Here is a 12,747-nt window from a genome sequence, read left to right as displayed (position 1 = left end):
CATCCGGGCCTCCGATCGGCTGTTCACCGCCGGCCGCCGCGCATTATCGGACCAGATCGCGATAATTGACGAGCGTATCGGCCAGGGCCGCGCCGAACTGGGCGGCTCCGCCCCCCAGCTCGCCTCCCTCGACACGCAGGACCAGTTGCTGGGCGAGGAGCTGTCGGGTGTGCGCACGCTCGTCGACGAGAAGCTGGAACGCCGTTCCCGCCTGCTGACACTCGAGCGCCAACGCGCCGACGTGGCGGGCCAGCGCAGCCGCGTGACGACCGCCGCCGGGCGGCTCCAAGAAACGATCGGCGAGATGCAGGCGCAGGCCGTCTTCCTGCGCGGACAACGGATCACCGACGCCGCCAAGGAACAACGCTCCGTCCAGGCCGAGATCGCGGCGGCGCGGGAAAAGCTGGCGGTCGGGCGCGATGTCGACCGCCGCCGCAGCATCAACGCCCCGGTGGCGGGCACGGTCGTCAACCTGCGCCTGGTCACACCGGGTAGCGTCCTGCTGCCCGGCCAGCCGATCCTCAACATCGTGCCGTCGGGCGGGCGCGTGGTGGTGGTGGTGGCGCGACTCGGCGCCAACGACAACGACGTCGTGCAGCCGAGTCTCCTCGCCGAAATACGGCTGAGCCCGTACAAGGCGCGCTCGGTTCCCACGCTCATCGGCGAGGTGCGCCAGGTTGCGGCCGACGCCGTCCTCGACGAGAATACGGGCACGCTCTATTACGAGACGGAGGTGGCGATCGATCCGGCCGCGCTGGAAAAGCTCGACGGGGTCAAGCTTCTCTCCGGGATGCCGGCCGAGGTCTACATCCAGCTCGGCTCGCGTTCGCTCGTCCGGTATTTTCGCCAACCATTGACGGACAGTTTTAACCGGGGCTTTCGTGAGGACTGACCTCGCGCGCCTCGGTCGATGGCGACGGTGCCCATGACGATTGGCTGCACACGCTCGGTCGTCCCGACCGGCTGGGGATCGTCGCCGCGCTGACGTGGCATGCCGAAGGGCGCGTGCTCGCCGACGGACATGGGACGGTGGTCTTTCGATAAGCCGGCCGACAAGGGCGTCATCCGGGCATCCGAACGCCCGCCTCGATCCGCGCGCCGCAAACTCCGTTCGTTTTCACGATCGTTTCACGTTTCGATCGCACATGGGATCACGTTGCCTGGCCTAGCTGAGTTCCACCGGCGATGGACGTCGGAAGAAAAGCCAAGGATCAGGGACATGAATCAGATCGTCATCGGCGTGGTCTCCGCGCTCGTCACCGCCGCCGCGCTGGCCGCCGGCGCTCCCGCCCACGCGAACGCGAACGCGAACGCGAACGCCGACCCGGGCGCGATCGAAAACTGGGTCAAGCAGGTCAACCGTAAGCTCGACCGGACCATCGTGTTCCCGGCGAATGGACGGAGCGGCGTCGTGCAGGCCACCTTCGAGCGCGATGATGACGGGCGCGCCAGGGCGATCATCGTGAAATCGGGCCACCCCGCGATGACGCGGGCCGCCCGGCACACGCTCAACCGCATCCGTGACCTGCCGCAGCTGCCCGCCGGCTATGTCGGAAAGCGTATCCGCATGCAGATGCTGGTCGGCAACGTCGCGGATCCGGTATCGTACCACGACCAGCGCAAGCGCATGCTGGCGTCGGCGCAGGCGAGCAACGTGCGGTTCGCGCAACGCAACGGACCGGGCCAGCTCGCGGTGCTCGCGACGAAGTAGGGTCGACGCGGTTTCGCGGTCAGGCAGGCGGAAGCGATGGGGACGCTTCCGCCTTGCCGCGTCCGGCCGATTGCTGCATGTCATCGCTTGATCTCTCCCGGTCCGCGACGCTGGTCATGCACCGGCTCGCAAGCTTCATCGGTCGAGGACGAAGCGATGAGCGAGCGACGCGACCGCGTAAGACTGTTCTTGCAACTGCTCGGCCATGTGCGCCTGCTGTCAGACGACCATGACGTCTGTCCGCGCGGCCGCAAGGCCCGCGGGGTGCTCGCCTATCTCGCGGTGGCGCCGACGCGTTCGGCCACGCGCGAGAGGCTGGCCGACCTTCTCTGGACCGATCGCGGGGCCGACCAGGCGCGCGGCAGCCTTCGCCAGGCGCTCGCCGAGGTGCGGCGATGCGCGCCCGACCACCCGTTCCTGGACATCGGGCGCGAGCGCGTCGATCTCGACCGCGACGCGGTCACGACCGATATCGATGCGGTCCTGGACGCCGCCGTCGATCGCAGCGCGTCCGAGCTGGCGCGGATCATGGGCGACGTGCGCGGTGGCTTCGGCGACGGGCTGGACGGCCTCGCCAGCGGCTTCGACGAGTGGCTGGCGACGGAGCGCCATCAGCAGCACGAGCGCATCGTCGCCTGCGTGCTCGAGGCCGCGGACGATATGCTGAGCCGCTCGCCGTCGACCGAGATGCAGGCGATATTGCGCGGCCTCGACCATCTCGATCCGCTCAACGAGGCGGTGACCCGATTGGGCATGCGGGTCGACCAGGGCGGCGACGACCGCGCCTCGCTTCACCGCCGGTACAAGCGTCTGGAGGTCGGCCTGGCGCGCGATTTCGGCAGCCGCCCGACCGACGAGACCAGGTCCCTGTTCGCGGCCCTGACCTCGCTTGCGCCGTCGTTTCCGGACAGCCCCGCACCGACGACCGCTCCCGCGTCCCCGACCGCTTCGCCCCCGACGATCCTGGTGTCGCCGCTTGCGGTCGATGGACGGGGCGAGGCGGCCGAACTGGCGGAAATCTGCACGGACGACATACGAGTCGCGTTGACGCGCCTGCCCGACCTGCGCGTCATCATGCTGGACTCGGCCGATGCCGAGCGCCTGGAGGCGGTATGCGCCGGAGCGGTGGCCGTGTACCTGTTGTCGGGCCGGCTACGCAGCATGAGCGGCGAGGTGCGCGTCAACCTTCAACTCGGCAACGTCCACTCGCGCACCGTCGTCTGGTCCGAGCAGATCCGCCTGCCGGCGGGCGACCTGTTGAACGCGGTCGATCAGATCGTGGAGCGCGCCACCGGGGCGGTGTTGCCGTCGATCGATCGCGATCTGCATTCCGTCCTGGCGGAGCGAACGGGCGAGAACGACGCGGGAGTGCTCTATATGCGGGCGCGGCTGCGGATCGGGGAGGCTCGGACGGCGGAGATGGCCGAGGAAGGATGCGCGCTGCTCGAACGCGTGCTGGAACTGGACGAACGGCACCTGCGCGCGCTTTTGCTGCTCGCGCGGATGTACAACACGGATTTTTGGCAGATGATCGCCGGGCACGACGTGGCGACGTTCCGCGCGCGGGCGCGCGCCTTGTGCGAGCGGGCGACGATGGTGGAGCCGAGCAGCACCGAACTGGCCGTGATGCGCGCCTGGTGCGACCTGAGGCGGCGCGAGTGGCGTTTGGCGCAGGCGGGCTTCGAGCGCGCGGTTCAGGCGCTGCCGTACGACCCGGATACGACCAATCTGTGCGCGTTCGGATTCTGCCATCTGGGCGAGCTCGACAAGGCCGACTCGTTGATGCAGCGCGCGTTCCGGCTCAACCCGTTTCCGCCGACCGACTACCATGCCGATTACGCCGTGATCCTTGCGCTACAGGGACGCGTCGAGGAGGCGGAGGAGCATTTCGAGGTGTCGGGCGAGGAAGGCCTGCAATATGCGGCGGTGCGGATCGCCAATGCCGCGCGGGCGAAGGGGCGAACGGGAGCGGCTGCGCTCCGCGCGCGGTTCGCACGCGGTTTTCGGGCGGCGTGGCGCGGAAAGAGATCGCCCGGGGCCGACGATCTACGCCGATGGATCGACGACACGATCCCGCTCAGGGTCGAGGAGCATCGCCGACTTCTTCAGCAAGGGATGTCGGGCGCGCTCGATTGAGCGCCAGCACGCGTAGGTGATCGCCGGTCGGCGGCGGCCGCCCGCCCGCCCGGCCCGGCCCCGCACCGGGCAACAGCGAAGCGAGCAGCGCGGCGTCGTGTTCCTTCAGCGAGAGCGCGGCGACCAGCACGCCATCGTCCACCGACGCCCTCCGCCCGGTCCGCTCGGCATACGCATCGAGGCAACGACGCCACGTCCGTTCGCGAAACGAGAGCGTACGGACGATCCGTTGCAGCATCCTGCGCTCGTCCGGGGGCATGGGCGTGACGCGCAATGCGGCTTCCGCGTCGACCAGCGCCAGCGTGAGGGGGCGGTGGCCGAGCTCGGCGGGCGCGTGGTCCAGCATCACCGCGTCGTCCCTGACGACCGCGCCCGACGCATAGAGCAGGAATATCGCGCCGATCCCCCGCATGCCGAAAGCGGCCAGTTCCGCCGCACGGATCGCGCCCAGGCTCGCGCCGCCCAGCACCGCCACCCCGTGCGCGAGCAGTTCGAGCAGTTCCTTGTGCGACACGGTGGGGGCGATCCCGAAACATCCGTCGACCAGCCCCACCGCCGGCGGCGGATCATCGAGCAGCGCCGCCAGATCGCCGCAGACCGCGGGTGGGCGCAGCTCCACGCGCTCGTCCCGCCAGCCCGCCGGAAGACTAGGGCCGGCGAACAGGATGGGACGTCGCCCTCGGCGCCGGAGGACGGACGGCGCGCCGGGACGATCACGCAGGTCGACGCCGCGCCGCTCGGCCCGTGCGCCTTCGAGAAGTCCGGGCGCCACCACATGGCTGACATGAAGGTCGGGCCCGAGATGGGGGTGCGCGAACGCGATCACGGGCATGGGGGAAAGTCGTTCGGCGACGGTCAGCAACGCCTCCAGATCGGCTTTGGCGCAATCGGTCTCGGCATGGGGAGCGCGATGCCAGGCCAGCGGGCCGGGCCCGAAGCTCAATCCGTCCATGATCAGGTCGAAGCGCCGTTGCGGGCCGTCGCGATAGTCGTCGGGGCGAAGATCGTCGCGTGCGCCCGCGATCAACGTCGCCTGCGCCTGCGCGGCTTCGAGAAGCGCGCGGAGCAGGGCGATGCGGCGGTCCGGGTGACAGCCCGATCCACCGGCGGGCGTCAGACCCGATCGACGGCCGCGCTCCGGCAAGAGGACGCAGGCGAACGCCGCGACGTTGGCCTCCTGCCCCAGGCTCCAGACCCGGACCGTCCAGCCGTGATCGCCGAAACGGGACAATAATCGCAGCGCGAGCGGGCAGTCGACGCTCGCGAGGTCGAGTTCGACGCGGCGACGTCCGGCGGGCGGGAGCCGATCCAGCTCGACGGTGAGATGGTGCTCGATCACCTCCGCCACGCCTGCGGCCAACGCTTCGGCGGGTATGTTGCCGGTCGCGAGCCCTACCGAGCACGGCAGGACATCCGGGGCGGGCGCACGGGTGAAGTCGAGCGACAGGAGGTCGAACGGCAGGACGGCGGCGCGGCCGGATAACAGGTCGCTCCCACGGAGCCAGGGGCGCGGGCGATCGGGATCGAGCGCGATCGCCTGCGGATCGCGCGCCCGGGGTGCCCAACAGGCGAGCGCGTCGGGGCCCAGGTCCCGCAGCGGCGCGGGCTTCGACCCGGCCGCGGTCAGCCGCTCGGCCGCGTCGAACTCCACCGCCTCGAGCAGCGCCGAGACCATCGCCGCCATTGGCGTCAGGCCCTTGCCCTGCGACACGGTGAGCGACCGCGACCACGGCCGCACCGCCTGGAAGGTGGGCACGCCCAGCCCGCCCAAGCCGGTGACATCGCCCAAGCGGGTCACGCCCGCCCGGATCGCGGCGGCACGGGCGGCTGTCAACGTCCGCGCGAGTGGGCGCGATCGGCGCTGCCCGGTCGCGACGGACCAGTCGCGCCTCAGGGCTCGGGCGGAAAGTTGATGTTGATGTTGACGTTGTGCCCGGACTGCGTCCACCCGCCGCCACGGGCGAACCGGCGATGCCCCCCGCCCTGCCCCATCGGCAGCGCCACCGCGCGCAAGGCGTCATCCTCGAACATCCGCGCGACGAGTTCGGCGGGCAGGCCGCCCACGTCGTCGTTCCCGTCGACCGTCAGGATCGCCTCGCACAAGGCGTACCGCCCACCTCCTTCGGAAGGTAGCTCGACGATGAAGTGAGTGGCTGAGCGACTTCCCCGCTCTTCGATCGTTTCCCGGTCCATGTCATTCTCCCAAGCGGGATCGACCCGATCCCAAATGTGTTTCCTACAAAGCAACCAACGCCTTTACTTCGCATGACGGACAATGAAGGTAGTAGTCCTAGAACCCTAATGGCCACTCGACCATAATCGTGACCGGCACTTACAAGTTTCCGGTCGAAAATATATAACCCGGCCGTATTCGCCCTCGAACGGCCGGCGCGAGCGAAGATACAGGGCTACATACGGCGCACCGGTCGCGGAACATTCGTCCGATCATTCCTGGCTTGAACGGCTTCATGATCGGACTCACCTGCCCGTAGCTTCGTGCACGCCTACCGAAACTGATCGACTCGTCGGGGAAGTGTATCAGGGAAGCAACGCCGATGCTACCCGCCTCGGTCGCGATTTCCACAAGTCCGCTCTCCCGGTCTTGCGCGGGCGATCTCGGATGAACGGACGGCGGCTTTCGCGATCAACCCGCCTGCCGGTCGGCAAACGACGATCCGGGGCTCGGCTTATTGGGGGCACCATGGATAGCCGAAAGAGTGAAGGCCTTTCGGCCGCCTATCTGAGCCCTGACAATTGCCGTGACGATTTGGAGCGGGCGAAGGGATTCGAACCCTCGGCCCCAACCTTGGCAAGAATAAGCCAAGGCTACGCTGGGGTACTCCGGGCTATGCTGGAGTGGGAATGATGCGCGTTGTTACAGCAGATTAGCTACGCTATGATGCGCCTCGTTGTTCCAGAGTTGGCGGCTTTGGTGGACACCATGTGACCACCAGCTGTTGCGGTGGAGAGGATGCATGGCGAAGTCCGGCGTGGTGCTCACCAAGACCCTGATCGATCGCGCGGAGCCGCGAGCCGCGCGGTAGGGCCTCTGGGACGGCAGCCTGAGCGGGTTCGGCGTGCGGGTCGAGGTGAGCGGAAGCAAGACCTTCATCGTCCGCTACCGGACCGACGGCGGCGGACGGACCGCGCCCCGACGCTTCATGGCAATCGGCCGGTACGGCACCGTGACGCTGGACGAGGCGCGCAAGCAGGCGCGATTGCTGCTGAGCGCGGCCGCGATCGGCAACGACCCTGCAGCGGAGCGGCAGGCGCGGCGCAAGGAACTCCGGGTCAGCGACTTGGTCGACCAGTATGACGCCGAGGGCTGCTTCGTGCAGCGTGGCAAGCGCCAGGGCGAGCCCATGAAGGATACGACCAAGGCGTACACCCTTGCCAGGCTGCGCCACCACGTAGTGCCGCTGCTCGGTAACAAGCGCATCGGCGAGGTGAACGCCGCCGACATCGAGGGCTTCGTTCGAGACGTGTCGCTGGGCAAGACCGCCAAGGATGAGAAGGTCGCCCCTCGTAAACGCATCATCGTGCGCGGCGGCGCCGGTGCTGCCCGGAAGGTCGTGCGGGATCTCTCGGCCGTCTACAGCTTCGCGGTCCGCCGCGAGTTGGTGGCGAGCAACCCGGTCGAGCGCGCGGCCGTGCGCAAGACCGACAACCAGCGCGAGCATTACCTCAGCCTGGAAGAGGTCAAGCGGCTCGGCCAAGCGTTCGACACGCTGGTCACAGAGGGCGCGAACGCCAAGGCGATCGCCATCGCGCGGCTGTGGGCGCTGACCGGCTGCCTCCGCAACGAGGTCGCCGCGCTTCGCTGGGACGAGGTCGATCTGGAACGCGGCCTCCTCATCCTCGGCGACACCAAGACCGGTCGATCCGTCCGGCCGCTCAGCCTTGCCGCCGTCGCGATCCTGACCGATGTCGAGCATGTGGACGGCTCCGGCTATGTCTTCCCGGGCACCACCGGCGAGAACCATTACCAGGGCACCAAGCGGATCTGGGCCAAGGTCAAGACAATGGCCAAGCTCCCCGACGTGACCCCGCACACGCTGCGCCACACGCTCGGCTCGACCGCGGTGTCGAGCGGCGAGGCGCTCGCCCTTACCGGCGCGATCCTGGGACACAGCAATCCGCGGTCGACCGCCATCTACGCTCACGTTCAGCGCGCACCGATGAAGAACGCAGCGGAACGCGTGTCCAGTAAGCTCGCGAAGGCGCTGAACCTCAGTGCGGAGCGGACGCTACGGAGGGCGTAAGGTGGTCGTCAGCCGCCTTGAAAAATTGGCCCAGAAATGGCCGTTCGAAACGCCCTGAGCGCGCGCCTAAACCGGACATCGGTTCAGGTACGGCTTGCGGCTCGCATCGGCCGCCAGCGCTCCATCCCGCTTCTAGCCATCGTCGCCTAATAATTTAGGCGGCACGCCATCCACCCCCGAGAGCGCGGAACAAGTCGATCTGCGCGCCGGAGATGCGGGCGTCGGCAAGCGCCAGCTCGGCTTCGGCGTCTGCGAAGGTGCGCTCGGCGTCGAGTTGGGCCAGGCTGTCGATCCGACCCTCACGCTGCTGCGCGCGGGTAATGCGCGCTGCCGTCTCTGCCCCGTTCCGCGCGGCCTGCAGGGCGCCGCGACGGTCCAGCAGGCGCGCATAGTTGGACAACGCAGTCTCCGCTTCCTCCAGCGCCTGGAGCACCGTTCCGTCGAAAGCTGCCAGCGCCGCCTGGGTGTCCGCCTCCGCCCCGGCGACCCGCGCGCGGGCGCGGCCGACATTGGCGTTCCATTTGATGAGTGGTCCAAGCAGCCAGCGCAGCGGTCCCGCGCCGAACAGGTCGCCCAGCCCTGTGCCCGTCGACCCAATTGACCCGCCCAGGCTGACGCGCGGATAGAGGTCGGCGGTCGCGACGCCGATCCGCGCGGTGGCGGCGGCCAGCCGGCGCTCGGCCGCGCGCACATCCGGCCGCCGCGCGAGCAGCGCCGCGCCGTCGCCCACGGGGATCGGCCGATCGAGCCGGAGCGTGCTCGTGCGCGAGGCGGCGATCGGCGGCAGCTCGGCGGGCATGCGGCCCGTCAGCGTCGCCAGCCGGAACAGCGCCGCCTGGCGCTCGGCAGCGATCTCCGGAATGTCGGCGCGGCGGCGGTCGCGCAGCGACGCGATCCGCGCGCCATCAAGCCGCGTCGTCAACCCGACCTCCGCGCGGCGCTCGGTGACCCGCACCGACCGGTCGAGCAGCGCCACGATCCGCTCGGCCACCGCGATCCGCTCGGCGGCGGAGACCGCGTCGGCATAGGCGCGCGCGGTTTCTGCGACCACCGCGACGCGGGCGGCGTCGAGATCAGCGGCGACCGCACCCAAATCGCCCCGCGCCGCCTCCACGTTGCGGCCCACTCGGCCGAACAGATCGACCTCATAGGCCACGTCCAGCCCCGCATCGACGCGCCATCCCTGGCGGTCGATGCCCGGCAGGCTTTGGACGGATGAGGCCCGGCCATAGGTCGCGCCCGCGCCGACGCCGACCTGCGGCACGCGGTCGTTCCGAACCTTGCGCAAGGCGGCGCGGGCGCGGCCGAGCCGGGCCACCGCGACCCGCAGGTCGGTGTTGGCGGCGAGCGCGTCGGCGACCAAGCCGTCGAGCACGGGGTCGCGGTACAACCGCCACCAGCTCTCGTCGGCCGGCGCGGTCGCGGTCGCGCCCGGCCCGGTCGAGAGGAACGGGCCGGCGGCGGCGACCGGTGTCGCGGGGGTGCGATAGTCGGGCCCGGTTGCGCAGGCGGCGAGCGCGAGCGCGGAGGCGGCGGTGAGAATGGCGCGCATGGGTGTTCTCCCTTATTTGGCAGGCTGCCGGAGCGGCTCGGCCCCGCGCCGCGGACGGCGAAAGCGGTCGCCGAGCGCGCGGCAGACGACGTAGAAGGTGGGGGTGAAGAGCAGCCCGAAGCCGGTCACGCCAAGCATCCCGAAGAACACGGCGGTGCCCAGCGCCTGACGCAGCTCGGCCCCGGCCCCTGTCGCGATCAGCAGCGGCACCGCGCCCAGAATGAAGGCGAAGCTGGTCATCAAGATGGGCCGGAGCCGGTCCTGCGCGGCGCGGACCGCAGCCTCCGTGGGGCTCAGCCCATCCTGCTCCTCGGCCTGCTTCGCGAACTCGACCACCAAGATCGCGTTCTTCGCCGCAAGCGCGATCAGCACGACGAGCCCGATCTGGGTGAGCACGTTGTTGTCCATGCCGCGCAAATTCACCCCGATCATCGCGGCCAAGAGGCACATGGGTACGATCAGGATGATCGAGAGCGGCAGGATTAGGCTCTCATACTGTGCCGCGAGCACCAGGAACACGAACACCACGGCGAGCGCGAAGACGATGCCCGCCGTGCTGCCGGCCGCCTTTTGCTGGAACGCGATGCCGGTCCACTCGGTCCCGTAGCCCTGCGGCAGCGCGCTTGCGGCCAGGCTCTCCATGGTGAGCAGCGAGCGGCCCGAGGAGAAGCCCGGGGCGGTGTCGCCGTCGATCTCCACCGCTGGAAACAGGTTGTAGCGCGTGACCCGGTAGGGACCCGTCCTGTCCTGGAACGTCGCCACCGATCCGATCGGCACCATCTCGCCCGAATTGGAGCGGGTGCGCAGGTCGGCGATGTCGGCCTGGGTCGTCCGGTGTGCCGCGTCCGCCTGCGCCGTCACGCGGTAAGTGCGGCCGAGCAGGCTGAAGTCGTTGACGAAGGCCGAGCCCAGATAGACCTGCAACGCTTCGAACACGCGTTCGGGTGGCACGCCGAGCAGGTTGGCCTTGGTGCGGTCAACGTCCGCATAGACGCGCGGCGTGGTGGTGTCGAAGAAGGTGAAGACCTGTGCCAGCCCGGACGTCTGGCTAGCCCGGCCGATCAGCTTGCCCGTCTCCTCGGCGAGCTTCTGGTAACCGCCGCCGTTCCTGTCCTGCACGATCATGCGGTAGCCGCCGGCCGAGCCGATACCCTGGATCAGCGGCGGCGGGATCACCAGGATACGCGCCTCGTCGATGTCGGCGGTCGCCTGGCGCGCCTCCTCCATGATGCTCGCCAGCGTGACGCCGAGCTCCCCGCGTTCCTCGAACGACTTCAGCGGGATGTAGGCGGCGGCCGAATTGGGCGCGAGCGTCTGGGATGGGCCATCGAACCCGGCCAGCATCACCGCGCCCTCGACGCCCGCGAGCGGCAGGATGCGCTTGGCGACTTTCTGAACCACCTCATCGGTGCGCCCGACTGACGCGCCGGAGGGAAGCTGCACCACCGTCAGGAAGTAACCCTGATCCTGAGCGGGGATGAAGCCGGACGGCGTCGCCCAGAACAAGCCCACCGTCGCGACGATCATACCCGCATAAACCGTCATCATGCTCTTGGGCCGTGCGACCAGCCTTGCGGTCAGCGCCGCATAGCCCGCGCTCATCCGCTCGAACCCGCGGTTGAATCTATCGCCCGCCGCCCGCACGAGACGCTGCACGCGGTTCCCTGGCCCCACGTCGACATGCGCGCGCAGCAGCATGGCCGCCAGGGCGGGCGACAGCGTGAGCGACAGCACGAGCGAGATCAGCGTCGCCGTCGTGATCGTTACCGCGAACTGCTGGTAGAACGCGCCCGACAACCCCGACAGGAACAAAGTCGGCACGAACACCGCGCAGAGCACCAGCACGATCGCCACCAGCGCTCCCGAGACCTCGTCCATCGAGGTGCGCGTCGCCTCCAGCGGGGTGAGCCCGCGCTCCAGGTTCCGCTCGACATTCTCCACGACCACGATCGCGTCGTCGACGACGATGCCGATCGCGAGCACCAGCCCGAACAGGGACAGGTTGTTGAGCGAGTAGCCGAACGCCGCGAGCACCGCGAAGGTGCCGACGAGCGACACGGGGATGGCGACGATCGGGATCACCGCCGCGCGCCATTTCTGGAGGAACACCAGGATGACGAGCACCACGAGGAACATCGCCTCGACCAGCGTCTCCATCACCGCGTCGATCGACTGGGCGATGAACTCCGTCGGGTTATAGATGACCCGGTATTCTAGCCCCTTGGGAAACGACTTGGCCATTGCCTCCATCTCGGCGCTGACCGCTTCCGCCGCAGCGAGCGCGTTGGAGCCGGGCCGCTGGAACACCGCCGCGATGACGGTGGGCTCGCCCGAAAGATGGGTGTTCGAGTTATAATCCGCCGCGCCGAGCTCGACACGCCCCACGTCCGACACGCGCACTTGGGCGCCGTCGGGATCGGTGCGGATCACGACCGCACCGAACTGCGCCGGATCGACGAGTCTCCCTGCGTTTCCACGCTGAGCTGGAAGGCGTTGCCCGTGTCATGGGGCGGTTGCCCCAGACTGCCCGCCGCGACTTGGACGTTCTGCGCGCGGAGCGCCTCCACGATCTCGCCGGCGGTCAGGTTCATCGCCGCGGCGCGGCCGGGATCGATCCAGACGCGCATCGAATAGTCGCGGCTGCCGAACAGCCGCACGTCGCCCACGCCGTCGATGCGGCTCAGCCGGTCGCGGACCTGGGTCAGCGCGTAGTTGGAGATGTAGCCGCGGTCGAGCGACCGGTCGGGCGAGACCAGGTTCACCACCATCAGGAAGTCGGGCGAGGTCTTGCGCGTCACCACGCCCAGGCGCTGCACCTGTTCGGGCAACTGCGGCACGGCGACCGCGACGCGGTTCTGGACCAGCACCTGCGCGGCATCGAGGTCGGTGCCCTGGCGAAAGGTGACAGTGATCGTCAGGTTGCCGTCGCCCGTTGATTGCGAGCTCTGATAGAGCATGTCGTCGACGCCGTTGATTTCCTGCTCGATCGGGGCGGCGACCGTTTCGGCCACCGTCTCCGCGGACGCGCCGGGATTGTGGATCGGCGTGGAACAAGGACCCTCTTAGCGGGGTGATCGGCGTCCAAG

Annotated in this window: 7 protein-coding genes and 1 pseudogene; 4 read left to right on the top strand and 4 right to left on the bottom strand. The window is 69.0% G+C overall.

The genetic code is table 11. The features are described from left to right. Positions 1–145: 145 nt before the first annotated feature. From ACFE71_RS03370 to ACFE71_RS03360, 3 genes are all read left to right on the top strand, one after another. On the top strand, positions 146–892 hold the full coding sequence (locus tag ACFE71_RS03370) for an HlyD family efflux transporter periplasmic adaptor subunit (protein ID WP_375427403.1): 747 nt from the start codon (positions 146–148) through the stop codon (positions 890–892). A gap of 327 nt (positions 893–1,219) precedes the next feature. Further along, positions 1,220–1,711: a hypothetical protein gene (locus ACFE71_RS03365; RefSeq protein WP_375427402.1), complete on the top strand. Its 492-nt coding sequence runs from the start codon at positions 1,220–1,222 to the stop codon at positions 1,709–1,711. A 156-nt stretch (positions 1,712–1,867) separates the two neighbouring features. After that, a complete protein-coding gene (locus ACFE71_RS03360; RefSeq protein WP_375427401.1) occupies positions 1,868–3,847 on the top strand; it encodes a BTAD domain-containing putative transcriptional regulator in 1,980 nt (659 codons plus the stop codon). Here the strand turns inward: ACFE71_RS03360 and ACFE71_RS03355 are convergent. Next, positions 3,789–5,681: a YcaO-like family protein gene (locus ACFE71_RS03355; protein ID WP_375427400.1), complete on the bottom strand. Its 1,893-nt coding sequence runs from the start codon at positions 5,679–5,681 to the stop codon at positions 3,789–3,791. The two genes, ACFE71_RS03360 and ACFE71_RS03355, sit on opposite strands and share 59 nt — an antisense overlap. Positions 5,682–5,737: 56 nt before the next feature. Continuing rightward, positions 5,738–6,040, bottom strand: a complete 303-nt coding sequence (locus ACFE71_RS03350) for a hypothetical protein (RefSeq protein ID WP_375427399.1) — start codon at positions 6,038–6,040, stop codon at positions 5,738–5,740. 869 nt (positions 6,041–6,909) lie between these two features. Here ACFE71_RS03350 and ACFE71_RS03345 point away from each other — a divergent pair. Beyond that, entirely contained in the window at positions 6,910–8,109 is a 1,200-nt protein-coding gene (locus ACFE71_RS03345; protein ID WP_375427457.1) for a tyrosine-type recombinase/integrase, read from the top strand. Between the two features lie 154 nt (positions 8,110–8,263). Here ACFE71_RS03345 and ACFE71_RS03340 read toward each other — a convergent pair whose 3' ends face one another. Both ACFE71_RS03340 and ACFE71_RS03335 read right to left on the bottom strand, forming a co-directional pair. Then, positions 8,264–9,661: an efflux transporter outer membrane subunit gene (locus ACFE71_RS03340; protein ID WP_375427398.1), complete on the bottom strand. Its 1,398-nt coding sequence runs from the start codon at positions 9,659–9,661 to the stop codon at positions 8,264–8,266. Positions 9,662–9,673: 12 nt separating this feature from the next. Then, positions 9,674–12,693: pseudogene (locus ACFE71_RS03335) on the bottom strand (efflux RND transporter permease subunit); the annotation flags it as partial. Positions 12,694–12,747: the final 54 nt, after the last annotated feature.

Origin of the sequence: uncultured Sphingomonas sp. (assembly GCF_964237155.1) — a bacterium.
In the GTDB taxonomy this organism is placed as follows: Bacteria; Pseudomonadota; Alphaproteobacteria; order Sphingomonadales; family Sphingomonadaceae; genus Sphingomonas.
The sequence above is the reverse complement of the archived record's forward strand: the minus strand, read 5'-3'. Positions and strand labels throughout refer to the sequence as shown.